The sequence below is a fragment of the Mesorhizobium sp. WSM4821 genome (assembly GCF_055901555.1).
On record NZ_CM148371.1, the window covers coordinates 2,505,564 to 2,531,082 of the forward strand.

A 25,519-nucleotide genomic window follows, 5' to 3' on the forward strand; every position below is an offset into this window, starting at 1 on the left:
TCATGCAAATCGCGCCGATTGGAGCCCTGGAAGCCACGCTGGCAAACTTGACCACCAGCATAGCTTCGCAACAGCAGATCACCACCGGCACGGCAGCGCAGCCGGGTAACCGAATGGTGGGTGCCAATCAGGAAAAGCATGATGCCGCCAAGGTTACTATGCCTGAGCGCGGTGATGTCGCAACACGGGCAGGCCAGCAGGTGGCGCAGGCATCTTCCGGAGCCAATCCGGCAATGGCCGGGCAATCCTCCAAATTGGAAAGGACCGAGCCGGTCGTCGAACACAAACTCTTCGACTATCTGGCCGAGGTGGAAAAATCAGGGGGCGGGGCGTTCAAGGATACGTCGGCATTGTTCGGTGCCGCGGTTCAGTCGCTGGAAGGAACAATGCAGCAGGTCCAGAAGGCCCTTGGCCAGGCAAATGCCCCCATGGATGCAGAAACGGCCACCATGCAGGAGACCGCCGGCAAGACCGCCTCGTCAGGCAAGGAAGGCGAAAACGCCATCGCAAAGAATGCCGAGCAACTCCTCGAACGATCCATTTCGGTGATGTGGGCAGCCGCCAATCTCGAGGTGGTTACGAGCAGCGTGACGGCCGTTACATCGTCAACCAGCACGCTGATCAAGCAACAGTAAGCGCTACGGAGTGTTCGTGCACACGCTACCCCTGCCGCGGCGGTCAACACTATTGAATCGATGCGGTGTGCGGTGCCGCGTCGCGCTCATTGTCATGGGCATGCTCGTGCTCCAGGCGTGCTCGGTTGAGCTGTATTCCAACCTCAACCAGCGGCAGGCCAACGAGATAGTGGCCACGTTGATGCGTCACGGGATTCCGGCCCAACGCGAGGCCGGCAAGGACGGCAAAATGACAGTTTCCGTGCAGAAGGACCGTTTCGCCGAAGCCATGGCGATTCTGGACGAAAGCGGATTGCCCAAACAAGAGTTCCAGACGCTCGGCGAGGTGTTCAAGAGAGACGGGCTTGTATCCTCGCCGGTGGAGGAGCGCGCGACGATGATCTATGGCCTAAGCCAGGAGCTGTCGCAGACGATCTCGGATATCGACGGCGTGCTTTCGGCGCGCGTTCATCTCGTTCTACCCGAAAACGATCCGTTGAGACAGCGACTGGTGCCATCGTCCGCCTCCGTCTTCATCCGGCATCGCGCATCCGTTCCGATGGATGAGCTGATTCCGCAGGTCAAGATGCTGGTGGCCAAAGGCATCGCCGGACTGACCTATGACAACGTATCCGTGACACTCATTCCGGTGGCCGCTACAGCCCCAGTGCAGGGAACCGGTGAGGCAGGGTTTACAACATTTTTCGGCCTCTGGCTGCATCCGGACAGCCTCGCCGCCGCGATGTGGCTGTTCTACGGCATGGCGGCGGTCATACTCGCGCTGGCTGCCCGGCTGGCTTACGTCCAGCGGTATCGACGGCCCGGTGTGTATGCGCTCGACGCTTCTGCAATGCCCGTGAAGAAGACATGATCCAGGCCGGCTCGAAACAAACCGCCAGCCCGGAATGGCGGACATTCACGTCCAATCCTGCAGGCTATGCGGATGTGGCCCGACTTGCGCAATGCTTTGACGGCGCGATCGGCGAGGCCGCCTGCCAGCGTATGCTACAGTCGCAACGCCTGCATGAACGATTGTCGGAGCTTCTGCTCGACCATTACGGACTCAGCGGCGTTGTGTCCAACGAACCGGCCGACGAGGTGGATCGGGCGATCGCTTTGTCATCAGTTGAGGAGTTGGAGGAACTTGCACTTCGCTCGGGCGCGATCTACTGGGCCGGCAGTCTGGCCGCCGTCATTGACGGACGCGAAGCGGCCGCGTTGCAGGCGGCACTCGGCGCGGATCTGTGCACTTTTGCAGTCGCCAACCGCGATCTGGCCGGTCCAACGCAGCCGTTGGAGCCCCTGGAAGATATTCATGGTCGTGTCTATGCCGACGGCTTGAGTTGCCTCGGCGCCTGGTGTCAGGCGATGCCCGGCGATACGAGCATGCGGGTTCGCCTCAAGTTGATGCCGCACGAGCTTGTTGACCAGACAGCCGCACCATTTGTCGAGACTGGTCCGGCCATTGTTCGACGAGCGATGAGTTAGACGAGATGGTCGAACCGGGCAAAGCGACCGCTGGTGTGCCGAAGCGCCCTTTCGCCCGCATCCTGCGCGCTGCAGAGGTACGCGCCTGGCAAGATGGGTACGCTTTTCTCGACGAAGCCAGACGTGATGCGCAGCAGTTGCGTGACGCTGCTCGGCGAGCCTATGCGGTTGAATATGCGCAGGGCTATGAAGACGGCAAGTCGCAAGGCGACGCGGATGCCACGCGTTTGGTGAGCGAGACCGCAGTCAAGGTAGATCGCTATCTTGGTGGGCTGGAAGCCGAAATCGTCAATCTAGCCCTCGATGTCGTCAGGCGAGTGCTGGGAGAATTCGACGTGAGCATGCTTGTCGCCAAGGCAGCCGGGCAGGCCGTTACTGAAATTCGCCGCGCCAAATATCTGAAGGTCCGAGTTCATCCCGGTTCCGTTGACAGGGTTCGCGAGAAACTGGATGCGGTCCTGCGCGAGAGTAACTTGGGCCTGACGGTTGAGATCGACGCGGCTGATACGCTCGCGAGGGGCACCTGCATCCTCTCGACCGACATTGCCGTCATTGATGCCAGTATCGACGCACAGCTCAATGCAATTGCCGCTGCGATTTCATCGAAGGCCGAGGCGAAGGCATGACAAGTCCCGACGCCAAGATCGAGAGCCGCCTCGCGTCCATCGTTCCGAACCTGCGTTCCGGCCTGCGCGACGATGCCAGCAGGCCCAGGAAAGGGCGTGTACGGCGGGTGACTGGCACCGTCATTCACGCGACGGTGGAGGAGGTCCGGATCGGCGAGATATGCGAACTCGTCGATCCCGGGACCGGCAGGGTGACCAAGGCGGAAGTCGTTGGGCTCATGGACGAGATGGCGATCCTTGTTCCGCTTGGCGATCTGACCGGTCTTTCAAGTCTGACCGAAGTCATTCCGACCGGAACGGCCCAACTGGCGCCCGTCGGGCCTGGCCTGCTTGGTCGAGTGATCAGCGCGCTCGGCGAGCCATTGGATGGCAAGCCGCTTTCGCCGGATGGCATTACCGGCAGCTATCCGGTCAATGCCTATCCGCCATCTCCGCTGGAGCGCAGTTTGATTTCCGAGCCTATCCAGCTCGGAATCCGCGCGCTCGATGGACTTCTCACCTGCGCGCGGGGACAGCGCGTCGGCATCTTCGGCGAGCCTGGTGTCGGCAAGTCCATCCTGCTTTCGGATATCGTCAGTGGCACCGACGCAGATGTTGCCGTGGTTGCTCTTGTCGGCGAACGCGGACGTGAAGTGCGCGAATTCATCGAGCGTCAGCTCGGGCCGGAAGGGCTGGCGCGGGCAATCATCGTCGTCGCGACGTCAGACCGGCCTGCGATAGAGCGCGTCAAGGCCGCCTATGTGGCGACCAGTATTGCCGAATATTTTCGCGACCAAGGCAAGCATGTGTTGCTTGCAATGGACAACATAACGAGGTTTGCCCGCGCGCAGCGCGAAATTGGCCTCGCTTCAGGCGAGCCGCCGACGCGTCGCGGTTTTCCGTCTTCGCTGTTCGCGGTCTTGCCACGTCTGCTTGAGCGCTCAGGGCCCGGTCGCGTCGGTTCCATCACAAGCCTCTACAGCGTTCTTCTGGAAGGCGACGGCACGCTGGACCCGGTCGCCGAAGAAATCCAGGCCCTTCTCGATGGCCATGTCTTCCTGTCCAACGAACTTGCGCAGCGCAATCATTTCCCGGCCATTGACGTGCTGCGCAGCCGGAGCCGCCTCATGGACACGGTGGTGGCATCTGAGCATCGGTCGGACGCCGGCCGCTTACGGGAGCTGCTCGCTCGCTACGCCGACGTCGAACTACTGCTGCGCGTCGGTGAATACGAAAAGGGCAGCGATGCGATGGCGGACGAGGCGGTGGCGAAGATCGACACCATCAACGCCTTCCTGAGGCAGCCGTCAGCCACATTCGAAACCATCGAGAAGACACGCGAACGCATGCGGGGGATCGTCAATGAAAGGTCGTGACATAATCGCACGATTGCGCGAGCTCAGGCGCCGCGGTGAAAAGCGCGCAAACGAAGCGGTCATAAGGAGCTATGCCGCTGCGAACCGGGCCGCCGGCGAGGTTCAGGAGGCAGCCACCGCGGTCACGGAACACCTGCAGCGCACAGCCGACGCCGAGGATGCAGCGTTCGGTTCGCTTGTTGGACAACCGGTGAAGGCGACCAGCCTTTATAGGATCCAGGGGCAGTTCGAGATCGCCGCCAGGCAAACCGAGCAGCTTCGGGAAAACGAGAAGATGGCCGGCGTCACCGAGCAACGACGGAAAGCGGCGTTATCGGCAGCCCGCAATGATCATCGCGCGAGCATGAAGGCCGTGACGAAGCTGGACGGGCTGTTGGAGCATCTGACCAAACGCACTGCGCGTCGTCGCCTGGCGCTTGCCGAGCTTTCCGAGGAAGACGAGCGCAGTCCACTGCGCTTGCCTACGGAACGATAGTCCAATCAGTGGTCGTGAATATGGAAGTGTGATGCCTCAGGCCTTGGCGTCGGCAAAAAAGAAAGCGCAGGTAGGACCGGTGAGACCCACGGCCACACGCTCGAGCGTTGGCAAGCCGCTGATATTGGAATCTGTTACGGCTGTGGAGGTTGGGGCATGGAACGCCTTCTACCGCCGCCGTGCTCCCGCCGAGATCACGATTGCGGGGAAAACCATGGCGATCGAGGCGCTCTGGCCGGCCCCGAAGCCTGTGGACCAGCCGCTGTGCACGATTGCGTTTACCGTCGGAGACACGGCGGGCAAATTGCGCCTGCCCCTTTCGGTTGTCGAACGAGGTCTTGCCAAGGCCGACGAGCTGGTCGACATGAAACGACTGGCACCCGCTCACGCCGCACTGCTGTTGGAGTCCGTATTCGAAGATGATCTCGAATGGATCGAGAGCAAGCTGGGCGAGAGCATCGCGATCACGTCGATCGAACCAAGAGACACCGTTTTGGTTGAAGCGGCGTTGGCTTTCGTCCTGACCGGCAAGGACGAAATTATAGATTGTGCCTTACACACCGACAGCGTCGGTCTGGCCGTGCGGGCCGGGAGCTTTCTTGACGAGATCGGGAAAGCGAGGCTCCCGGTTCCTGCCGAATTCCCGTTACCAGTCTGCCTTTGGCGCAACGCGCTTACAATCAGCCTTGGTGAGCTTCAAAGTCTGCAGCCCGACGATGTCGTGCTTTTCGATGACGAAGAGGCAGAAGGTGTGGCGGCACTCGTCATTGCCGAGCGCCTTTATGCCTCGGTCGCCCTGACTGCCGGTGGGCCGCAATTGCTTGCCGCCCCGACTGCAATCGCCGGATCGAAATGGGAGTGGACCATGAATCAGAACACGCCGCCGAATGCCGGCCAGACGTTGGAAGAAGCAACTCTGGACGAGTTGCCGGTTGCGCTTGCCTTCGAGCTTGGCCGCACGGCAATGCCTCTGGGCGAGGTAAGGCAGCTTGCGCCCGGCGCTATCGTTCCGCTCGCCAATGTGACGAAGGAGATGGTCGACATCATCGCCAATGGCAAGCGGGTCGGCCGTGGCGAGATCGTGCGGATTGGAGAGAGCCTGGGCGTGCGGATCGCCCGCATGTTCGACAATGCTTGACAATTCGCCCAACCTCCTTGGGATTCTGATCGCCGTCGGCTTCGTCGGTTTGCTGCCGCTGGCGGTCGTCACCATGACCGGATTCCTGAAAATATCGGTCGTGCTGTTCCTCATCCGCAATGCGCTCGGCGTTCAGCAGATGCCGCCCAATTTGGTCCTCTACGGCATAGCGCTCGTGCTCACGGTCTATGTCACGACGCCGTTGCTGAGCGAGATGTCGGGCCGGCTTCAGGACGGGCAGGTTCAGTTCCAGACTACGGACGACCTCGCCAGGGCGGCGCAACTGGTCAGGGAACCATTGCAGCAGCACCTTATCAAATTCACGCAGCCGGAAGAGCGGCAGTTCTTTCTCGACGGAACAAACCGCCTGTGGCCGGAACAGGCACGCCAGAATCTGAAAGACGACGATCTTTCGATACTCGTTCCTGCCTTTGTCGCGTCTGAGCTTACTCGCGCGTTTGAAATAGGCTTTCTGCTTTACCTTCCCTTCCTGATCATCGACATCGTTGTCGCGAACATCCTGATGACGCTCGGCATGATCATGGTCTCGCCGGTCCTCATTTCGATCCCGCTGAAACTGTTCCTTTTCGTCGCCATAGATGGCTGGTCGCGGCTGATGCACGGCCTCATCCTGAGTTACGGCTGACGCCGCTGGGAGGTTTGCATGAGCAATGACTTCATCCTGGCGAAGGTCCAAAGCGCGCTTCTGACGGTGTTGTTCGCGTCCAGCCCAGCGATCATCGCGGCGCTGGCTGTCGGCATCCTTGTCGGCCTTGCCCAGGCGCTGACGCAAATTCAGGACCAGTCGCTGCCGCAGACGATTAAGCTCGTCGTCATCCTGCTGGTCATCATGGTCTTCGGCCCGCTGCTTGGCCAGCAGATCGCGGAGCAGGCCTCAACGGCGCTGGACGAATTCCCCGTCGTGACGCGTTGAGACATGCAGATGCCGGTCGAACCATTCTTCGCATCGGTCAAGGAGCTTCAGTTCTATCTTTTGGTGGGGGCTTTCGCGCTCGCTCGCATGACCGGATTCATGCTCCTGATGCCGCTCTTTTCGCGTGTGCCGCTATCCGGCCTTCTGCGTAACGGCGTTGCTCTGGCGTTGGCGGTTCCGGTCTTTCCGATGATCGTGAACAAACTGACAAACACTGACATCGCGACGACGATGATCGTCGTGTACATGCTCAAGGAGGTCGTGGTCGGGGTAACGCTCGGGCTGGCGATGGGCATACCGTTCTGGGCGGCCGAGGCTGCGGGCGATATCCTGGACCTGCAGCGCGGCTCCACGATGGGGACGCTGATCGATCCGATGATGACGCATGAGACGAGTGCCACCGGCACCTTGCTCGCCGTCATCATGGTCACGATCTACCTGGCCGCCGGCGGCCTCGAACTCTCTTTGACCAGCCTCTACGACAGCTATGGCCTTTGGCCGATTGACCAACTTCTGCCCGTGTTCAGCAAGGATGCAGCCGGAATCTTCCTCGATCTGCTGAACCGCATTCTGATGATGGCATTGACCCTCGTTTTCCCGCTCATCATCAGCATGCTCTTGTCCGACATTGTGCTGGCTTTCTTGGCGCGCGCCTCACCGCACCTGAATGTTTTTGCGCTATCGCTGATCGTGAAGACGCTGGTGTTTAGCCTCGTCTTTGTACTCTATTCCGCTTTCCTGCTCTTCTACATGAATCGAGACCTTGGCTTCCTGAACGAGGCAGGCCGACAGATAGAAGCGATCGGCTGCCGGAGCTGTCGATGAGAACAGGGAGATTTGCGCTAACGCTGATCGTATAAGGAGCTATCGTTGGTCGGCCAATAAATACAATTTATCGTTGAGGAAAGATTTTGACGATTTGACAAGCGGCCGAGCTGCCAACGATCTTACGCCCTCCCGACTTGTCTCTGAAACGCGCATACCCCTCGGAAGCCATGGCTCGCCAGACCACTTCACCGATCGTCGAGGACCTGCGATCAATCGATGCGGATAGGCTGCGCAGGCTTGTCAGGATCGGCGCCTATAACGGGCATACAGGGGGGCTGGCGCGCGGCAAGCTCCAGGCCAATGTTGTGATCGTGCCCCGCAGCTTTGCCAGCGATTTCTACCAGTTTTGCATCCGCAACCCGAAACCCTGTCCATTGGTCGGCGTGAGTCGCGCCGGCAGTCCATTGATTCCAGCGCTGGGCGATATCGACATCCGCACCGATGCCCCCCAGTACAACATTTATCACTTCGGGGAGCTGGCCTGTCAGAAAACGGACATCATCGACCTGTGGCGGGATGATTTTGCCGCTTTCGCGCTCGGCAGTTCGCTTACCGTCGAGACTGCACTTGCCGAGAAGGGCGTGAAACTCCGCCGCATCGGCTCCGGGAAGGCCTCACCCAAGTTCCGAACCAGGATCAAGACTTGGCGCTTCGGACCGTTTGGTGGTGAAATGGTCGTCTCGATGCGCCCGATAAGACATTGCTATGTCGACAGGGTTCGCGCCCTCACCGCACGCTTCCCGCATGCTCACGGCTCTCCCATCCATGTCGGAGATCCCACGCTCATCGGAATAGCCGACTTGATGGCTCCCGAATGGGGCGATGCGGTCAAAATCATGGACGGGGAGGTCCCTGTATTCTGGGCCAGCAGCATAACTGCACAGGATGCGCTTGCTCGTGCCGAACTCGCGACCTCGATCACGGTATCGCCGGGACACATGCTGATTACCGATGTGGATGCGCTGGCCGATGCCGGCACTTTCAAGGTCTACTAGCAGTCCGTCTGGCCTCTCGGCGCGCTTTGTCTTATCTGGCTCGCTGCGGACGCGTTGCGCACCGTAGCCGAGATGTCAGAACCTGCCTCGCGCTCGTGCGCCGGTCCTCGATGGACTCCAGACCGTGCGGGTATCAATCAACCTTCTCATCGGTTTCGACATTGTCGGGTGAAAGCACCGCGCTTTTCAGGAGTTTCGAATACGGGTTCTGCGGATTGTCGAGCACTGCCCGGGCATCACCGCGCTCCACCACGCGACCCTTCTGCATGATGATGATGCGGTCGCTGATATGATAGGCGGTGGCGAGGTCGTGGGTGATGTAGACGATCGACACGCCGAGTTCGTCGCGAAGCGCCTTGAACAGTTCGACGATGGACATCCTGAGCGATGCGTCGACCATCGAGACGGGCTCGTCGGCGACGAGCAGCGCGGGACCGGAGATCAGCGCGCGGGCGATCGCGGTGCGCTGCAACTGGCCGCCGGACAGCTCATGCGGAAAGCGCCCGCGGACCTCCGCCAATGACAGGCCGACCTTGCGTAGCGCCTCGTCGCACACGCGGTCCACCTCTTCTCGGCCCACGCCCGCCAGGCGGCGAGCCGTGGCGTAGAGATAGCGATCGACGCGCTTCAGCGGGTTGAAGGCCTCGTACGGGTTCTGGAAGATCGGCTGCACCTGCCGCATGAAATCGATCCGCGCGCGCCGGCCGCGGATTGTCGCGAGCGCCTTGTCGCGGAAGCGGATCGTGCCTGCGCTCGCCGGAACCATGTTGAGAATCATGCGGGCGAGCGTCGTCTTGCCGCTGCCCGACTCGCCGATGATTGCGAAGATTTCAGGCCGCGACGCATCGAGCGCGAAACTCACCTCATCGACCGCATTGAAGGTTTTGCGCGCCAGCAGCCCGCCAGACGCGTAGCTCTTCGTCACCCCTTCAAGGCTCAGCAGATCGCCCGTCATTGAACGAGCCCGGTCGGTTGTTTCACTGCTGCCGCGAATACCCGATCCGGCCCAACGGCGGGACCTACTGCGTGGCAAGCGACGCGATGGCGAGGATCGATGCTGACCAGTTCGGGATGCGTCTCGCGGCAGATGTCCATGGCGAGCGGACAGCGCGGATGAAACCGGCAGCCGCTCGGCGGCTCGGCCAGACTGGGCGGCGCGCCGGTGAGCGCCCGCTTGGCCGAGAGGTCGCCGATCCGCGGCAGGCTGGCGATGAGATGCTGCGTATAGGGGTGCCTCGGGCTCCTGAAGATCTCGGCCGTGGGCGCCTCCTCCACCAGACGCCCCGCATACATGATGCCGAGGCGGTCGGAGATGTTGGCGTGAACGGCCATGTCGTGGGTGACAAAGATCATCGACGAGCCGATCTCCCGCTGCGCCTCGCGGATCAGTTCGAGAACGCTTTTCTGCACAACCACGTCGAGCGCCGTCGTCGGTTCGTCGGCGATGATGAAATCGGGCCGGCAGACGGTGGCAAGCGCAATCGCGATGCGCTGGCGCATGCCACCCGAAAGCTCGTGGGGATAGGCATCGAGCACGCCGGGCGTGAGCTGGAGACGTTCCAGATGCGCGACGATTGCCGCGAAGAATTGGTGCTTCGGCAGGCCCATATGGGGAAGCGCGAAATCGATGAAGGACTCGCGCACACGCCGGACCGGATTGAGCACGTTCATCGAGCCTTGCGGAATATAGGAGAGACAGCGCCAGCGGATCGCCGATAGCGCCGCGCGGTCGAGCCTATAGATGTCGCGGTCGAGGAAGCTGTAGCGGATTGAGCCGCCGATGACGGTGAGCGGCGGCCGGATGGCCGCGGCGATGGTCTTGATGAAGGTGGTCTTGCCGGAACTCGATTCGCCGGCGAGACCGTAAATCTCGTTCCTGCCGACCTGCAGCGAAATGTCGTCGACGGCGCGCACCTCGCGCTGCGTGCCGAAATACTGCATGACGTAGTAGGCGCGAAGATTCTTGACGTCGAGCATGGCGTCCGCCGACCGATTCGCGCGCGGCCGCGCGTTCATGGCTGGCCTCCCATGCGGGTCAGGCGGCTTCTCGGATCGATATATTCGTTCATCGATACCGAAAGCAGATAGAGCCCCAGGAAGGTCATGATGACCAGGACGACGGGGAAAAGGATCCACCACCAGACGCCGGCGACCATCGCAGTGTGCTGGTTGGCCCAGTAGATCATCGTGCCGATCGTCGGCGTCTCGATGTTGGTGAAGCCGATCACCGACAGCGTCACTTCCAGTCCGATCGACCAGTTCATGTTGTTGAGCGTGGTGGAGAAGACGATGGGAAGCACATAGGGCAGATGCTCCTCCACGAGGATTTGGCGGGTGCTCATGCCGGAAAAGACGCTCATCGCGGTGAACTCGCGCGTCCTGAGGCTGAGCGCCACCGAGCGAATGAGCCGCGCGTCATAGGGCCAGCCGAGCGACGCCATGGCGACGGCCAGCATCGGCCACGACATGTTGTCGCGCATCATGAAGAAGAACAGCACCAGAATCGGAAACAGCGGGATCACGACGAAGGTGTCGTTGATCGTCATCAGGATGCGATCGGTAATGCCGCCGGCATAGCCGGCAACCAGCCCGACCAGCAGCGACAGGATACGGCTCATCAGGGCGACGGAAAGGCCGAACAGCAGCGAGTTGCGGATGGCGAGAGTAAGCTGCCAGAACACGTCCTGCCCGCGCGAATTGGTGCCGAACGGATACGCCCATGACGGGGGAACGTCCGGTGCGACGACGTAGCTGTCCATCGGCGGATAGGGCGAGAAGAACGAGGCGGCCGCAAAGCCGAAAACGATCAGGATCAGGATCGCGCCGAGCGCGAATTCGAGATTGTAGCGGAAGAGGTCGCGGACTGTCTTCAGCATCAGATCAACTCCGCGCCACGCGGGGATCGAGCAGCGGATAAATTATGTCGATGACGAGGATCGCAGATGCCACCGCGATGATCGACACGGATGTGATGCCTAGCACCAGGCTGTAATCGCCCGCATTCACGGCCCGGACCAGCAGCGTGCCCATGCCGGGGTAGCCGAACACGAATTCGGTGATGATTGCGCCGTTGAAGATGGCGCCGAGCGACAGTGCAAGTCCGGTCAACTGAGGCGAAAGCGCATTGCGCATGACGTAGGAGAACAGGATGCGGCGACGATCGACGCCACCAAGCTCGGCGTAGGTGACGTAGTCCTCCGTCACGATGTTGGAGACGAGCGAGCGCATGCCGATGAACCAAGCGCCCAACCCGACGAGCACGAGCGACAGTGCGGGCAGGATGGAATGCTTGACGATGCTGGCGGCGAAGGCAAAGCCCTGCCGGTCAATGTTCATCTCGGCGCCGCCGCTGATTGGGAGGACCGGCCAGAGGAAGCCGAAGACGACGAGGAGAATGAAAGCGACGATGTAGTAGGGGATCGGTTGCAGGCTCATGGCCAGAATGCCAAGGGCCTTGAGCAGGCTGTTCTTGCGATAGTAGCCGGCGAGGCCGCCGAGAAAATTGCCGACTATCCAGGCGATAAGCGTCGAGCAGACGAGCAGGCCGAGTGTCCATGGCAGCGCCTGCCAGATCAGCGTCGAGACCGGCGTCGGGAACGCCGACAGCGACGGCCCGAAATCACCCGTCGCCATGCGCTTCCAGAAGGAGACGTACTGCTCCCACGCCGAGCCTTCGAGGCCATAGAGCTCGCGCAGCGTCTTGCGCATCACCTCGACCATCTCGGGGCTGGACTGGCCAAACATGGTGACGGAGCTGATCGCCTGCTCGACAGGATCGACCGGCGTGAGGTGGGTGATGAGATATGCGATATTGATGCCGATGAAGACGACCAGAATGAACTGTGCGAAGCGTCTGACGAGATAGAGCGCGTAGGTTCTCATCGCTTCGACCGTGCCGCGGCTTGCATCATTTCGTTCGCACCTGGTTGGGAGCGAGGCGGGGGAGCGCCGCCTCGCTCGCCTGTTCGCCGCTACTGGGCCTTGGCGGGCTTCAGTCTGACGAACATGTATTTGGTGTTTGCCCAGTTCGAGACCGGGTTGGTGTAGGGATCATCCGCGCTTGGGTATCCCGTCCAGTAGGTCGTATCCATCATGGTGAACACGTTGTACGACATCAGCGGGATGATAGGCATCTCCCGGACCGCGAGCTTGATATATTCCTGGCCGAGCTCCTGTACCTTCGGATCGTCGAAGTCGATCGTGCGGATCTTCTCGATGATCTTGTCCAGCTCCGGATGCGTCCAGCGCTGGCGGTTGCGCGGCGGCTGGCGCTCGCCTCTCGGCTTCAGGAATTCCGAATGCCAGCTGTCGAGGAAGAATGACAGGTCGGGATGGCCACCCCAGGTCTCCACACTCCAGCCGATTGCAGCCTCGAAGTCACCCGATTCGACGCGCGGGAAGAAGTCCGATGGATAGGCCTGCGTCTTGGCGGCGATGCCGAACTGGCGCCATTGCTGCACGATCATGGTGCCGGCGCGCGTCATGACCGGCCGCTGGTCGCCTTCCACCAGAAGCGTGATCGAGAAGGGCGTTCCGTCCGGCTTCAGCCATTGATCACCCTGCTTGGTGAAGCCGGCGCGCTCCAGAAGCTGGGTGGCCGCCTCGGGATTCGGTTTCCACCAGCCGCGGCCAATGGCATTAGCGATCTCTTTGGGATCGGTCGGGATCTGCTCGCCCATCGACGGCCGCAGCATTTGGGCGATCTGCTGGCCGACGGTCGGGTCGTAAGGTTTGTATTTGCTCTTGCCGGTATCGATCTCGAAATTCTTGAGCCAGTCCTCCATCGGGTCGAAATAGTATTTGCCATAGAGCCCGGTTGGCGGGACACCGATGGCCGAGATCGTCGCGGCGCCGCGATAGGAAGCCATCGAGACTGCCTTGATGTCGATCAGCAGCGCGAGCGCCCAGCGCACGTCGGGATTGTCGAACGGCTTCACCTGATGGTTGAAGAGCACAGCCGGCAAGGTCGGGTCCGGATGGGCATAGGGAAAGCCCTTGAACCAGCCTTGGGAGGTCGGCGACTGCTTGACCAGCGTGAACACGCCCTCGGGCGAAGTGTCGTGGATGATATCGAGCTGGTGGTTGAGTTGCAGGATGACGCGCTTGTCGGGCGGGCCCGGATCAATGTAGGCGGCATATTTCGGGCCCGGCTCCCCGTGGCGGGCGAGCGACGTGCGCTGCCAGTCCTCGCGCTTCTCCCAGATGTACCACTTGCCGTTCGGGTCGAAGCTGTGAAGCTTGTAAGGACCGATCGTGACCGGCGGGTTGAAATCGAACTTGGTCGGATCTTCCACCTTCTCGAAAACATGCTTCGGCATGATCCAGGCTGCGTTCCAGCGCACCGTGAAGGTGGCATGGAAGCGCGAATTCGGCCGCTTAAGCTTGAACATTACGGTGCGCTTGTCCGGCGCCGTCACCGAGTCGACGCTGGCTGCGAAGACAGGCCCCCAGATCATGCTGGGATTCTTGATCTGCGTCTCCACCGTGAAGACGACATCGTCGGCGGTGAACTCCACGCCGTCGCTCCAGAAGATGCCGTCCCGGAGCTTGACCGTCATCTCGGTGAAGTCGGCATTGTATTGCGGCTTGTCGGCGGCAAGCGAGTTGTCCCAGACGCCGTCGATCCCGGCATCGGGGTCGATATACCAGAGCGTATCCATGCCGAGTTGCTGCAGGCCGGTGGAGTTGCCGCCGCGCGCGACCATCCAGATGTTGAACCAGGGCGGGTTGGTGATCGTGCCCTGCGGGTTCTCGATGATGATGGTCTCTTCGCGCGGAAGGTTCGAGATTCCTTGAGCAAGAGCGGACTGTGCCACCAACCACGCGCTCGCGAAGAACGCCAAGACTCGCATGATGCGCATCGTCATTCCTCCCTGTGCCGGTCGCATCGGTGATGCGATGGCTTGTTGTCGTTGGGAAGGAAGCTAACCCGGGGACAAAACCGGGTCAATAGAATCTGATACATATCGCAACATCTGATATGAATTATGCTGGTTCCAGATTATTGCTTCTCCAGGTTGCGGCCGTGCGATGCGCAGAAGGCAAAGCTCATGACGACGGAAAATCAAACCGACAGTCGGATGAGATTGTAGGAGCGCGGTTTGAGGCGGCAAAGAAGGCGGCCCTCCTCGACCACGGAGCCATTCTGCAGTTGCGGCTTCACCAGGTCCGGCGCGTCGGCGGAGTTCACCGCCTTCAGGTCCGGATGGTGGATGACGACATGCTCGATCAGCCGTGCCGAGAGAAAACCGGCAAGGTCAACCGTGAGTTCGGCTTCCTCGTCCTGATGCTTGTTAATGACGAACAGCGAGATCGTGCTGCCCGCGTGGTCACGCACCGCGGCGACGTCGATATAGGGCACGTCGGCGGCGGCCTTGGCGTCGTAACGCGGGACGTCGACCGCTACGACCAGGCTTTCGCCGCGCCCGTGACGCGAGGCGAGCAGGTAGGGATAGTAGATCGTCTGCCGGAAAGCGCGCCCGCCACGTTCGGTGGTGATCGGGGCGATGGCGTTGACGAGCTGCGCGATGCAGGCGATCCGCACACGGTCGGCGCGGCGGATGAAGGTGTTGAGAATGCAGCCGACGACGAGCACGTCCTCGAAATTATAAACCTCCTCGAGCAGCGCCGGCGCTTCCGGCCAATCCCAGCTCTTGAAATTGTCGTGGTCCTGGCGGCGCGAGTGGTACCAGACGTTCCATTCATCGAAGGAGATGTAGATGTCCTTCGTCGACCGCTTCTTGGCTTTAACGTAGTCGATCACGCCGCTCACGGTTTGGATATAGCGGTCGAGGATCACCGGCTTGGCGAGGAAATTGAGGTAATCGTCCTCGTAATTCTCGAAATACATGTGCAGCGACAGGTAGTCGACGTTGTCGTAGCACTCGTCTAGCACGTCGGCCTCCCATTGCGGATAGGATGGCATGAACGAGTGCGAGCTACCGCAGGCGACGAGCTGCAACGTCGGGTCGAACGCCTTCATCGCCTTCGCTGTCTCGTTGGCGATGCGGCCGTATTCGTAGGCTGTCTTGTGCCCGACCTGCCACGGCCCATCCATCTCATTGCCAAGGCACCATAGGCGCACGTCGTACGGTTCGCGCCGGCCATTCTTGATGCGAAGGTCGCTCCAGCGGCTGCCGCCGGGATGGTTGCAGTATTCAAGCAGCCCGCGCGCCTCATCGAGACCGCGTGAGCCGAGATTGACAGCCAACATCAGCTCCGTGCCGGCCGCCTCGCACCAGGCCGCGAACTCGTCGATTCCGACCTCGTTGGTTTCCTTCGTTCGCCAGGCATAGTCGAGCGTGACGGGGCGGCTCTCCTTAGGCCCAATCCCGTCCTCCCAATTATAGGCGGAGACGAAGTTACCGCCGGGGTAGCGCGTGACGGGAACGTTCAGCTCGCGCACCATCTCGATGACGTCGCGGCGGAACCCGTGTTCGTCGGCTGACGGATGGCCGGGCTCGTAGATGCCAGTGTAGATCGCCCGCCCGAGATGCTCCAGAAACGCACCGTAGACGCGGTCGTCGATCCGGCCGATGCGAAAATCCTTGTGGACGACTGCCTTCGCCTTCATAGCGTTTTCCCTGACTATATCAATTAGTTGGATATGTATCCATAATATCTGATCCTGAATAAGGTGGGTGAGTCAACCCGTCTTATCTGGTGTGGAGGACAAGTGCAGAATCGAGCGGTCGGCGCCGTTGCGCCAGTTCAGGCGGGGGCGCTGCCGCGCTCGGTTTCCCGCCGAATATGCAGGCGCAGGATGATGTCCTGATCGTGATTGCCAAAACCCTTGCCGAAGATGTTCAGGCCCCCCGGATGCTCGGCGTGCTCGTCGATGCCGACCCTCAATCGAATAGAATGATGCTCGGCCAGGTGAAGCTGGTCGAGAGTCACATCCGAAGTTCTTTCGCCGTCGAGATAAGTCCCGTCGTCGGTAATCTTCCACGTCTTCAGGTGGCCGTATTGCGATCCCTCGAGCTTCCACCAGCGCGGCGTGTAGATGCCGCGCTTGTCGCCGAAATCGCCGGGCGAAGTCCAGGTGCCGACCAGCACGTCGTTCACCCAGACGCTGACGTCGGAAGGCCAGTTGGCGTTGGTGCCGGGCACTTCCGACGAGAGTTCCATGCTGAACTCGAGTGCCTCGATCTCTGCCTGCAGGATTTTCGCATTGTTCGGAAACTTGTACTCGACATGGCCGCGCTCAAACCAGATCAGTCCCGCTTTCATCCGATCCGGGTCAAGAAAGAAATCGGGCACGTCGAGAAGACCGATGACGGCCTCGCTCGAGCAGAGGCCGCAGGGTGGCGACACGTTGCAATTCGTGTAGAGGCCGAGCGGCATGGAGAGCTCGATCACGTTCGACCTCGTCTTGAGGTCGTAGTCGTCGAAGCGCACCACGATCTCGTCGAAACGCGCCGCGCAAATCTTTTGCTGGCCTTTGGTCGCCTTCACCGTTTCAGTGCGGATCAAGCCGCAGCTTTCCAGCACCTGAACATTTGTCGCGACTGTCGACTGTGGCAGGGACAGCGCATCGCTGATCTCGTTGACGTTGAGCGGTCCGCGCAAATGCAGAAGCTTGAGGATGCTGATCCGTACGGGGGAGGAAAGACCCTTCAGCACCTCCAGCCCATCCTCGGCATTGATCGTCAGGAAGTTGCGGTTGTTCTTGAGCGGAAGGTCCATGGCGCATCCAAAGCGCGTTACAACGCGACTGTATCAGAATTTCGGATGCATACCAGAATTGTCTGATGCTTCAAGCGATTGATCAAACGGCGGCGCGTAGAGGAGAGGTATGCCTGCTTCGGCGTCAGTCGACCTCTGATTGCGCTGGACATTGGCGCTAAATGGTCAAGACGCCCGACACACCGCGTTCAGGGTGCCCGATCAATTTCGGGCTGGAGATATTCGGAGACAGATGGAGCATTCTCATTCTGCGCGACATATTGCTCGTCGGAAAACGGACGTTCGGGGAGTTCCAGGCTTCTGAGGAGGCGATCTCCAGCAACATCCTAGCTGATCGCCTCGCACGCCTCGAGCGGTCGGGCTTGATCAGCCGGCACAAGGTAGCGACCGACGCTCGACAACTTCACTACACACCGACGGACGCTGGAAAGAGATTGCTGCCCGTGCTTGGAGATGGCCTACTGGGGGGCAACCAAAGATACAAAGACGGCTTCTCCGGCCTCATTCCGCGCGGCATATGAGCGTGACCTTTCCGCCTTGCTCGCCGCGCTTGCCGCAGGCGTAGATCCCACGAGATCGTGAGCCGCCGAGCGATGCGAACGGTATGTCGGTATCTCGCCCGGGCAAGCGAAATCTACGCGTGGAGCCCAGTGGCGACGTTTCCCGCCTAGGATGTGGGATCGTTGAGGACGTCTGCGTCAGCGAGGGAGTATTCATCACCTGATAGTTCAGGCGATTACAAAGGGAGTAGTAAACGGCGACCGTGTCACGGCGGGTTGTCGTTAAGCGAGGGCCTCCCACGCGCCAGCGATGCCATGAGCCGCGGTGACTGCGCCACCTCTCTAAAGGAAAGAGGAGAGAACGGCCCAGCACCGCCCCGGTGCTGCCGGGCCATTGCGACAGCGATCGGAAGGAACTGACCGGCGATCGGTTTCGCAAGGGGGCATTGTCCGGCGCTGCTAGCCAATATGATGTCACGAGCTCGGTCTCCGGCTCGATAGCGGCAATCGTCAACTGATCGCTCGTGGCGAAGGGCTCCTGCATGTCCTGTTGGTCCTTATGAGTCGCATCGATCGAGAAACACCGCCCTGGCGCATTTGCGGGTCCGCAATCCGAAGGTCACGCCGCCGTGCGTCGTCAGCGGGCCGACCTTCCTGACGGTCATCCGCCATTGCGAGAAGTGCGGCGGGGCCATGACCATCCACACAGGCAAGGGCGGATGCTAATCGTTACTATGTCTGCTCGATCAAAGCGCGGCAGGGCCAGACCGGCTGCTCCGACCGCTCGATCCCGATGCCGAAACTTGACGCCATCGTCTGCGATCATATCGAAAACCGGCTGCTCCAGCCCGAGCGGCTTGAAGAAATCATGGCCTCGATCCTCGACCGCCTTGAGGAAAAGGCCGAGCGTCGCCGCGAGCATATCGCCGAACTGAACAAGCGGGCCGACGAGACCGAGCTTCGGTTGAAGCGGAGGCGGGCATGAGCCTGGCTCTACTGACGCCGCGCTAGCCGGTCCGTGAGCGCGTTGGCTTCAGCCAACATGGCCAGCGCTTGCTCGACTTTCTGCGCCGAAGCGTCCGTGCGCTTGATGTGACGGATGATTTGCTGCTTCAGCAGCACAAGCCTTGCGGCACGATAAACGTCCCCGAATTCCGCAGTTTCCAAGTGGAGGGTTGCGAGCCTCATCGGCGACGATTCCGGTTATATTGCAGTAGAATTCGCGGAGCCGCCTTTAGTTCCGATGTCCTACCTTACGCTGGCGAGCATGCGGCCGTTCATGCGGAGTTGCGGTCGAGCACTGGCGACCTCGTGGCCGGCGCGTTCGAGCGGGAGTATTGGCGTCGCTTTCCCTAAGGTCGACGAATGAGGCGCCGGCCAAGTTCAACCCGCGCGATTGCTGGGGGGATTGATCTTCGCCAAGCGGTCTACTGCCTCGACCGCGGTTTGTATCCTACGGCGCAACGCGAGATTTTCGGCAAGCATTCTTTCTGTGCGTTCGAGCGCGATCTCGCTCCGCTTGATGCGCTGCCTGGCATTGGCAACTTCCGACGTCAAAATATCGGCCGCCATCCCGTGGCCGTGGGGTTCCATTGTGTCCATGGAATTCTAACTCGTGGCGGACCGGTTCGTTCCGTGATGTCGCTGGTTCGGGTAGCGGAAGGGCCCCGAAGATCTGATACCTGGTCAGTCTTCCTTCAAATCTTCAGCTTCGTCCTTCAATTTCTGCCAGTCGGCGCCGTGCTTGCGAAGCAGTGTTCGCGCCTGTTTCGGCGCTACGTCTGTAACCTCCGTCAGGTGCTCAACTTCAAGATCTGCACCCTTCTTAACCCGGCTCGTATCGGTCGATTTTTTCGGGCCATCTCTGCGTCTCCTCGCCAATCGATCAGAGGCAACTGGAACTGTTCATTGCGGTTCCCGTACCTTGGAACAAACCGCCGTCCGTCGGGTTACTGAGCCGAAGGAGACACTATGCTCAGATTATTGTTGGCCTCGGCGCGCTGTTCGCGGCACGGAGAAGCAAATGGCTGAAGGTCATTTCAAACCAAGCGGCCCGGACCTGGCCGAGGGCATCGCGTTCTCCGACCTTCCCGACGGTGGAAAGCTAGTCGGCCATTGCAGCGATGAGCAGGTGCTGCTGGTGGGGCCGAGGTCTTCGCCATCGGGGCGATATGCACACATTATGGCGGGCCGCTCGTCGACGGCCTGGTGGTGGAAGACACCGTCCGGTGTCCCTGGCCCTGGCATCACGCGTGCTTTGTTCTGCGTACAGGCGAAGCCTTGTGCGCCCCTGCTTTTAATTCACTCGCTTGCTGGTCGGTGGAACAACGCGATGATCGGATATTCGTAGGAGAGAAGCGCAAACCGACGTCACCGAAGCAGCGCGATGGAGGCTCCGGCCAGGGTCCCGAGAAGATCGTCATTGTTGGTGGCGGCCGGTTTCGCGGCGTCCGAAAAACTGCGACGCGAACATTATCAAGGCAGCATTGTCATGTTCAGCGACGATGAAGCGCCGCCCGTCGATCGGCCCAATCTTTCCAAGGACTACCTCGCCGGCAAAGCACTGGAGGATTGGATTCCGCTGCGTAGAGAAAGCTTCTACTCAAAGAACGATATCGACCTGAGCCTCAATGCAAACGTCGCCAGCATCGATGCACGTTCTGGCGAAGTTCTACTCGCGGACGGGGCAAGGACTCCTTACGACAGGCTACTCCTTGCGACCGGAGCCGAACCGGTTCGCCTGACCATTCCCGGCGCCGACCAACCACATGTTCACACGCTGCGCTCGTTCGCAGATTGCAAGGCCATCATCAAGCGAGCCAAAGATGCGCGCCGCGCCGTCGTGCTTGGTGCCAGTTTCATTGGTCTGGAAGTTGCAGCGGCCCTGCGCTCGCGAGATACCGAAGTTCACGTGGTGGCGCTGGACAGACGGCCCATGGAGCGGGTCCTGGGTCCGCAAATGGGCGACTTCACATCCGCACCCTCCATGAGGAGAATGGTGTCGTGTTCCATCTCGAAGACACCGCGAGCAGCATCGACGGCAGAGAAACTCAGCAGTGGCGATACGTTGGCGGCGGATTTCGTCGTCGCCGGCATCGGCGTGCGACCGCGGACCCGGCTCGCCGAAACAGCAGGGCTGACCGTTGGCAACGGGGTTGTCGTGAACGCGTTTCTGGAGACGAGCGCACCAGGGATCTTCGCGGCCGGTGACATTGCGCGGTGGCCAGATCCTCACAGTGGCGAGAACATTCGGATCGAGCATTGGGTGGTTGCAGAAAGGCAGGGGCAGACTGCAGCCCTCAACATGCTCGGCCATCGCGAAAAATTCGTCGCCGTGCCGTTCTTTTGAAGCCAGCATTACGATGTTCCCATCAATTATGTCGGCCATGCCGGGTAATGGGACGAGATTGTGGTCGATGGAGACATCATCGCCAAGGATTGCCTGCTCCGCTTCAAGCACCAAGGGCGGACGCTGGCTGTCGCTTCGATTTTCCGCGACATCGAGAGCCTGGAGGCCGAGCTGGAAATGGAACGCCAGGTGGCGACCTAGCAATCGCGCTCCGGCACTCCGATCCGAGAAGATCGCAATCAGAAATGGCAGAGCGGAATGCCATTGTGACGAGGAGTTCGACTATGTCTACCGTGCAGCGGGAACTTAGCGTCACTTTGCGCACGGTTGCGCCCGACCAGCATTATTCAAAGGGGCATCCGAACCCTTCAGCGAAGCAGCGATGCCGCCGTCGCGTGTGAGACTCTGCTTCGGGTCACAAGCAGAACAGCAGCCCCCCTACGGCTCGTCCCTCTCATCTCGCAAATTAGACACAACGCGGCGGTTCTGCGACCTGCAGGCGGTGTCGGGGCAGTCGCGGACGAGCCTGTCCTTGCCGTAGCCCTTGGCCCACATGCGGTTGCGGTCTATGCCGCCGGCGGCGAGGTAGTCCATCACCGCATGGGCGCGCTGCTGCGACAGCGCCGCTTCACTTGCGCCGGGATCGTCAGCGAAACCCTGCAGCTTGAGCAGCCAGCGCGGATGCTTTGCTAACCAGGCGATCTGGGTGTCGAGGGTGGCCTTGGCGACTGAATCGAGCGCGGCCGAACCGTGCGTGAAATAGGTGCGGCGTCCGACATTGAGGATAAAATCCTCCTCGCTGCCCGGCTGCACGTTCTGAAAGCCGGCAACCTCGGTGTTGGTGATGTCGGGCGTGGAAGGGGCCAGCGTGTTGCTGGTCGAGCAGGATGCGGCCAGCACCAGCAGGCCGGCGGCGAGCAGCCGGCGCGTGTTTTCAATGATGCTGTTCATGAGGCGCCAATCATTCGACAGTGGTGGAAGCGGGCGCCTGGTCGGCGATGTGCGGCAGGACCTGCACTGCGGTGCCGATCGGGCAGCGCTGGTAGAGGTCGATGATGTCTTCCGGGAACATGCGGATGCAGCCGCTGGAAGCGTCGGTGCCGATGCTCCATGGCTCCAGCGTGCCATGCAGGCGGTAGCCGGTGTCGGCGCCGTTGCGGTGCAGATAGAGCGCGCGCGGCCCGAGCGGATTGTTGGACGCGCCGCCTGCGACCATGTGCGGTAGGTCCGGCTTGCGCTTACGCATTTCGGGGGGCGGGACCCATTGCGGCCACAGCGCCCGGCGGTCGATCGTCGCGCGGCCGTACCATTTGAAGCCCTCCTTGCCGACGCCGACGCCGTAGCGGATGGCGGTCTTGTTTTCCATAATGACGTAGAGGAAATGGTGGCGGGTATCGACCACGACGGTGCCGACCGGCTCGCTGCTGAAATACTTGACGATCTGGCGATGCCATCTCTTGTCGATCTTGGCGAAGTTGGTCTTGCGATAGACAAAATTGTTGTCGCTGGCGGTACCGGCGAAAAAGGATTTTGCTGCCGCGGCTTGAGCAATATTGCTGGTTGCACCCACCGAGACCAGCGCCAGGCCGCCGAGCACGACACCCCTGCGTGATAAAACCATCGGCAATATTCCCCCCATGCCAAAAGCCTGGCGGACCATAGATGAGAATTACTTCGCCTTAAAGTGGAAAATGCTGCGTTGCTTCAGTCTGCCGTGTCCGGATTTCGTCATTGCCGGGTTCGGGCGGGTCGGCCAAGTGATCGGCAGATTGCTCGACGAGCGTGGATACAGGTGGGTTGCAGTCGACCTCGACGCCAAAAATGTAGAGCGGTCCCGGAAAAGAACGTCTACCGATCTTTTCGACAACGCTTCGCAGGAGGGGATGGTGGCCGCCGCGAAAATTGACAGCGCAAAGCCCTGGTGATCACTCTGGACGACCCCGAGGCAGCCAAATCGGTTCTTGCGGCGCTGAGACGGAAACTGCCCGACCTCCCGGTGATTGTCCGGGCGCGTCACCATATGCATGTGCAAGAGCTCAGGACCGTCCGCAGGCGTTCTTACCCCACGTCCCCAAGCAGCTCCGGCCTTCTCTGAGCCTGTTTGCTTGGCATTTGCCGCTCGCGGTGAGCTGTACCCGCCCCATGCAATCGGGAACTCCACCGCTCTCGGCGGTTGGCGAATGAGCCGAATAGCTAACGCCTCCGGAGTGCACTCCTCGCCGACCTGCTGTTTCCTTCGACATGGTGCTGGCATTCTACGAAAACGTGGATATCCCGGAGCGGAGACTCGCGGGAGTGGCGATGGCCGCCTGCAAAAAAGCGTTTGAAAAGGCCAAACGGTGGCAAGGCCTTCGATCAGCAAAGCGCATCGGCGCGACATTCACGGAGGTCGCGGCAAGCGCATCGGCGCGACATTCACGGAGGTCGCGGCAAGCCATGCGGTCTTTATGACTCAGCCAAAGGTCGTCGTTGACGTGATCGCCGAAGCTGCCCGCAAGGAATCTGTGGAAGCGCAATAGTTCGGCCACGCGCCCGTGTGCGGACATTTCGAGCTTTAAGGTGGAAAACGAAAATACGGCCGCCGGATGGGTCGTCCGGCCGTTTTGTTTCGAGAGTGTTTCTCTCCAACGTCCGCAGACCACTCCTTAAGGCGGCACCGGCAGAGGACTGCGCCGGCACTTCTTCGCTACGACCAAGGCTGTCGAGGAATGTCCGCCGGCTAATTCGGATATCGCCGAAACGCCCGACTTGGGCGCGAGAACGAACATGACGTAGTCGCGGGAGCGGTGGCCACCAAAGCTTGGCGGCGATGTTCGGAGTCCCCCGCTAGGATGAAGAACGGGCTCACGATGGACACCGGGGCCCAGGCATCGATCTCGACGTATCCATGAACATGAAAGAGACGGCAAGTTCGATCCGGCAGGACGGCAAGAGGATCTGGCGAGGCAAGTGCGTGTCTGACCCGCAACTGCTCGCAGCGCTGATCCGCAAGCGCGCAGCGTATGCCTGGCGGGTCGTGTTCGAGACGGGGCCGTCGGTGTGGTTCTACCATTCGCTGACGGCAGAGGGGCTGCCCGCGATCTGCATCGACGCGCGCCATGCCAAACCTTCATGTCCGCCGCTAACTGTTCGATGCCGACGCCGTCCCGGGCTCGCTGACGAACAAAAACCTGTCGCGCTTTGCGGCGCGACGCCTGTTCGAACGGCTGCAAGAACTCGATGTGGTGCGCGAGGGGTCGGGCCGCACCACGTTTTGGATGTTTGGGCTGTAGCGATGAGCGAAGCGTCTGCCCGCCGCAAGGTAAACGATCAGCCGGCTCTGCTCGACACCGAACTCGAGCACCTTCCGGCCGAACTGCGCTGGAGCGAGTGGATGGGCCGTGTCGAAGCGGCGATTTTTGCCGCCAACGAACCGGTGACACGCAATCCTCGTGGTGGGAAGAAATTGCAATCTCGACCTAATCATTGAGGACATTCGCGCCGGGCTCGCCGGCCGCCTCTACGAGCTGGCGTCAGTGGCCGGCGGCTGGCAGCACCGGACCAAAAGAGCCTTTTCCGACGTCATCCGCGGTGCATTCGGCGCGGCCGCAGGGCAGGCGCCGAGGGATCGAAAGAGCTGTCGCAGTCTGAGGCGCTCGTGCTGATGCGCTTTGCCAATTTTCAGCCATTCACCCGCGGCGAGTTGTCTCCCTTCTTCGGCAAGGAAGTGTCGCGTGACCCGATCGGCGTGCTGCGCGCGCAGGGGCTGATCGCCTCGGGGCCGCGCAGTCCGCAGCCGGGCGCGCCTTACACATACGTCACGACGAAACGCACCGTGTCGGAAGATGCACAGAAAAGCTTCGGCACTGAGATCGATCGCCGCAAGCGGATCGTTAGTACCTCCGAAAGCGCCTGCGCGAGACCGCTCCCGGCTCCAGCCCGTCGGCACTCAAGGATGCCGAGGAAACCCTGTCGCGTCTGCGCACACGCCAGAAGCAGATCGATGCCGCCGCAGCCGCCATGGCCGAGATGGAACAATCGGGCGATCCGGCAGCGATGAGCGAGAACTGGCGACCGCCGGCTGCGGAGCGCCGCTCGGGAGCAGTGCCGATGCCGTGCCCGGACGGCTGGCGAAGAGCCTCGTAAAGCCGGCTTGAATTGTATCCGGCCTGAAACAAACCAACGCCGACCCAACCTAGCCCTGAAACGAAAGGACCATATCGATGACCACCAACAGTTACGCTCCCAAGGACTCCAGCGCCTGGAAAACATTCACCATGGCCAGTTTCGCAATCGCCGCCTCGATGATGGCGGGCGGCATCAACTTCATGGAGGCGAGCTTCGCCGCCAAGGGGGTTCTATGCGATGGCCACGATTATGCTCGTGCATACTTCCATCACCATAGCCAAGACGCTGCGCGACGCCGAAGAAGCGAGCCGCTTCATCAACCGGATGGAAGGCGCCAAGACCGAAAAGCTGCTGATGGATATCAACCGCGGCAGTAACGAAGTGTAATCCTTGTTCCCCCTACAACGAGGCTCAAACCGCGCAAA

The 25,519-nt window shown here is 60.9% G+C and carries 29 protein-coding genes and 3 pseudogenes; 21 read left to right on the plus strand and 11 right to left on the minus strand.

The genetic code is table 11. The features are described 5' to 3' along the window. The first annotated feature begins 2 nt into the window (after positions 1-2). The 11 genes from AC0NID_RS11980 (at position 3) to AC0NID_RS12030 (ending at position 8,453) form a co-directional block, all read left to right on the plus strand. The gene (locus tag AC0NID_RS11980; RefSeq protein ID WP_473454691.1) at positions 3-635 is read left to right on the plus strand and encodes a hypothetical protein; all 633 of its coding nucleotides are present in this window, start codon (positions 3-5) and stop codon (positions 633-635) included. Positions 636-729: 94 nt separating this feature from the next. After that, entirely contained in the window at positions 730-1,485 is a 756-nt protein-coding gene (gene sctJ / locus AC0NID_RS11985; protein ID WP_474033437.1) for a type III secretion system inner membrane ring lipoprotein SctJ, read from the plus strand. Next, positions 1,482-2,102, plus strand: coding sequence for a SctK family type III secretion system sorting platform protein (locus AC0NID_RS11990; RefSeq protein ID WP_473454689.1), 621 nt, complete (start codon positions 1,482-1,484; stop codon positions 2,100-2,102). Before sctJ ends, AC0NID_RS11990 begins: the two co-directional genes overlap by 4 nt. 5 nt (positions 2,103-2,107) lie before the next feature. Further along, entirely contained in the window at positions 2,108-2,728 is a 621-nt protein-coding gene (gene sctL, locus AC0NID_RS11995) for a type III secretion system stator protein SctL (protein WP_473454688.1), read from the plus strand. Beyond that, positions 2,725-4,083, plus strand: coding sequence for a FliI/YscN family ATPase (locus AC0NID_RS12000; RefSeq protein WP_473454687.1), 1,359 nt, complete (start codon positions 2,725-2,727; stop codon positions 4,081-4,083). The genes sctL and AC0NID_RS12000 overlap by 4 nt, the downstream gene beginning before the upstream one ends. Continuing rightward, a complete protein-coding gene (locus AC0NID_RS12005) occupies positions 4,070-4,558 on the plus strand; it encodes a hypothetical protein (RefSeq protein ID WP_473454686.1) in 489 nt (162 codons plus the stop codon). Before AC0NID_RS12000 ends, AC0NID_RS12005 begins: the two co-directional genes overlap by 14 nt. Beyond that, positions 4,500-5,696: a type III secretion system cytoplasmic ring protein SctQ gene (sctQ, locus tag AC0NID_RS12010; protein ID WP_473454685.1), complete on the plus strand. Its 1,197-nt coding sequence runs from the start codon at positions 4,500-4,502 to the stop codon at positions 5,694-5,696. Before AC0NID_RS12005 ends, sctQ begins: the two co-directional genes overlap by 59 nt. Beyond that, the gene (sctR, locus tag AC0NID_RS12015) at positions 5,689-6,342 is read left to right on the plus strand and encodes a type III secretion system export apparatus subunit SctR (protein WP_473454684.1); all 654 of its coding nucleotides are present in this window, start codon (positions 5,689-5,691) and stop codon (positions 6,340-6,342) included. Before sctQ ends, sctR begins: the two co-directional genes overlap by 8 nt. A gap of 18 nt (positions 6,343-6,360) precedes the next feature. Then, entirely contained in the window at positions 6,361-6,630 is a 270-nt protein-coding gene (locus AC0NID_RS12020; RefSeq protein WP_473454683.1) for an EscS/YscS/HrcS family type III secretion system export apparatus protein, read from the plus strand. Between the two features lie 3 nt (positions 6,631-6,633). Beyond that, positions 6,634-7,455, plus strand: a complete 822-nt coding sequence (gene sctT, locus AC0NID_RS12025) for a type III secretion system export apparatus subunit SctT (RefSeq protein WP_473454682.1) — start codon at positions 6,634-6,636, stop codon at positions 7,453-7,455. A gap of 170 nt (positions 7,456-7,625) precedes the next feature. Continuing rightward, positions 7,626-8,453, plus strand: a complete 828-nt coding sequence (locus AC0NID_RS12030; protein ID WP_473454681.1) for a D-glutamate cyclase family protein — start codon at positions 7,626-7,628, stop codon at positions 8,451-8,453. 133 nt (positions 8,454-8,586) lie between these two features. Here the strand turns inward: AC0NID_RS12030 and AC0NID_RS12035 are convergent, their stop codons facing one another. The 7 genes from AC0NID_RS12035 to AC0NID_RS12065 form a co-directional block, all read right to left on the minus strand. Continuing rightward, complete coding sequence (locus AC0NID_RS12035) at positions 8,587-9,408, minus strand: ABC transporter ATP-binding protein (RefSeq protein ID WP_473454680.1); 822 nt, start codon at positions 9,406-9,408, stop codon at positions 8,587-8,589. Next, positions 9,405-10,469 (minus strand): ABC transporter ATP-binding protein, encoded by a 1,065-nt coding sequence (locus AC0NID_RS12040; protein WP_473454679.1) that lies wholly within the window; start codon positions 10,467-10,469, stop codon positions 9,405-9,407. The genes AC0NID_RS12035 and AC0NID_RS12040 overlap by 4 nt, the downstream gene beginning before the upstream one ends. Continuing rightward, on the minus strand, positions 10,466-11,329 hold the full coding sequence (locus AC0NID_RS12045; protein ID WP_473454678.1) for an ABC transporter permease: 864 nt from the start codon (positions 11,327-11,329) through the stop codon (positions 10,466-10,468). Before AC0NID_RS12045 ends, AC0NID_RS12040 begins: the two co-directional genes overlap by 4 nt. Before the next feature lie 4 nt (positions 11,330-11,333). Continuing rightward, positions 11,334-12,335 carry an ABC transporter permease gene (locus AC0NID_RS12050; RefSeq protein ID WP_473454677.1) on the minus strand — a complete coding sequence of 334 codons (1,002 nt, stop codon included), beginning with the start codon at positions 12,333-12,335 and terminating at the stop codon, positions 11,334-11,336. An 89-nt stretch (positions 12,336-12,424) separates the two neighbouring features. Beyond that, positions 12,425-14,314, minus strand: a complete 1,890-nt coding sequence (locus AC0NID_RS12055) for an ABC transporter substrate-binding protein (protein WP_473454676.1) — start codon at positions 14,312-14,314, stop codon at positions 12,425-12,427. 203 nt (positions 14,315-14,517) lie between these two features. Then, positions 14,518-16,026 (minus strand): arabinosylfuranosidase ArfA, encoded by a 1,509-nt coding sequence (arfA, locus tag AC0NID_RS12060; RefSeq protein WP_473454675.1) that lies wholly within the window; start codon positions 16,024-16,026, stop codon positions 14,518-14,520. Between the two features lie 137 nt (positions 16,027-16,163). Beyond that, positions 16,164-17,138: an ArsR/SmtB family transcription factor gene (locus AC0NID_RS12065; protein WP_473454674.1), complete on the minus strand. Its 975-nt coding sequence runs from the start codon at positions 17,136-17,138 to the stop codon at positions 16,164-16,166. Positions 17,139-17,299: 161 nt separating this feature from the next. Between AC0NID_RS12065 and AC0NID_RS12070 the strand changes: the two genes are divergently transcribed. Both AC0NID_RS12070 and AC0NID_RS12075 read left to right on the plus strand, forming a co-directional pair. Further along, a complete protein-coding gene (locus tag AC0NID_RS12070) occupies positions 17,300-17,659 on the plus strand; it encodes a winged helix-turn-helix transcriptional regulator (RefSeq protein WP_473454673.1) in 360 nt (119 codons plus the stop codon). A 772-nt stretch (positions 17,660-18,431) separates the two neighbouring features. Further along, the gene (locus AC0NID_RS12075) at positions 18,432-18,623 is read left to right on the plus strand and encodes a hypothetical protein (protein WP_473454672.1); all 192 of its coding nucleotides are present in this window, start codon (positions 18,432-18,434) and stop codon (positions 18,621-18,623) included. A gap of 8 nt (positions 18,624-18,631) precedes the next feature. Here AC0NID_RS12075 and AC0NID_RS12080 read toward each other — a convergent pair whose 3' ends face one another. Then, positions 18,632-18,826: a hypothetical protein gene (locus AC0NID_RS12080; protein ID WP_473454671.1), complete on the minus strand. Its 195-nt coding sequence runs from the start codon at positions 18,824-18,826 to the stop codon at positions 18,632-18,634. Positions 18,827-19,021: 195 nt separating this feature from the next. Beyond that, complete coding sequence (locus AC0NID_RS12085) at positions 19,022-19,240, minus strand: hypothetical protein (protein WP_473454670.1); 219 nt, start codon at positions 19,238-19,240, stop codon at positions 19,022-19,024. 603 nt (positions 19,241-19,843) lie between these two features. On the opposite strand from AC0NID_RS12085, the gene AC0NID_RS12090 reads away from it, so the two are divergent. From AC0NID_RS12090 to AC0NID_RS12100, 3 genes are read left to right on the plus strand one after another with little or no spacing between them, the layout of a single operon-like run. Beyond that, on the plus strand, positions 19,844-20,146 hold the full coding sequence (locus tag AC0NID_RS12090) for a Rieske (2Fe-2S) protein (RefSeq protein ID WP_473562945.1): 303 nt from the start codon (positions 19,844-19,846) through the stop codon (positions 20,144-20,146). After that, on the plus strand, positions 20,067-20,987 hold the full coding sequence (locus AC0NID_RS12095) for an NAD(P)/FAD-dependent oxidoreductase (protein WP_473454846.1): 921 nt from the start codon (positions 20,067-20,069) through the stop codon (positions 20,985-20,987). The genes AC0NID_RS12090 and AC0NID_RS12095 overlap by 80 nt, the downstream gene beginning before the upstream one ends. 60 nt (positions 20,988-21,047) lie before the next feature. Then, the gene (locus tag AC0NID_RS12100; protein WP_473454669.1) at positions 21,048-21,188 is read left to right on the plus strand and encodes a hypothetical protein; all 141 of its coding nucleotides are present in this window, start codon (positions 21,048-21,050) and stop codon (positions 21,186-21,188) included. Between the two features lie 237 nt (positions 21,189-21,425). Here AC0NID_RS12100 and AC0NID_RS12105 read toward each other — a convergent pair whose 3' ends face one another. Together AC0NID_RS12105 and AC0NID_RS12110 are read right to left on the minus strand one after the other, a co-directional pair. Next, a complete protein-coding gene (locus AC0NID_RS12105) occupies positions 21,426-21,938 on the minus strand; it encodes an OmpA family protein (RefSeq protein WP_473454668.1) in 513 nt (170 codons plus the stop codon). Positions 21,939-21,948: 10 nt separating this feature from the next. After that, positions 21,949-22,608 (minus strand): L,D-transpeptidase, encoded by a 660-nt coding sequence (locus AC0NID_RS12110; protein ID WP_473454667.1) that lies wholly within the window; start codon positions 22,606-22,608, stop codon positions 21,949-21,951. A gap of 16 nt (positions 22,609-22,624) precedes the next feature. Here AC0NID_RS12110 and AC0NID_RS12115 point away from each other — a divergent pair, with 16 nt between their 5' ends. From AC0NID_RS12115 to AC0NID_RS12135, 5 genes and pseudogenes are all read left to right on the plus strand, one after another. Continuing rightward, complete coding sequence (locus AC0NID_RS12115) at positions 22,625-22,912, plus strand: NAD-binding protein (RefSeq protein ID WP_473454666.1); 288 nt, start codon at positions 22,625-22,627, stop codon at positions 22,910-22,912. Between the two features lie 962 nt (positions 22,913-23,874). Continuing rightward, positions 23,875-24,093: pseudogene (locus tag AC0NID_RS12120) on the plus strand (IS110 family transposase); the annotation flags it as partial. A 19-nt stretch (positions 24,094-24,112) separates the two neighbouring features. Next, positions 24,113-24,259 (plus strand): annotated as a pseudogene (locus AC0NID_RS12125) (DUF1403 family protein); the annotation flags it as partial. Positions 24,260-24,261: 2 nt separating this feature from the next. Continuing rightward, positions 24,262-24,810 (plus strand): annotated as a pseudogene (scpB, locus tag AC0NID_RS12130) (SMC-Scp complex subunit ScpB); the annotation flags it as partial. A 521-nt stretch (positions 24,811-25,331) separates the two neighbouring features. Continuing rightward, the gene (locus AC0NID_RS12135) at positions 25,332-25,481 is read left to right on the plus strand and encodes a hypothetical protein (protein WP_473454665.1); all 150 of its coding nucleotides are present in this window, start codon (positions 25,332-25,334) and stop codon (positions 25,479-25,481) included. The last annotated feature ends 38 nt before the right edge of the window (positions 25,482-25,519 follow it).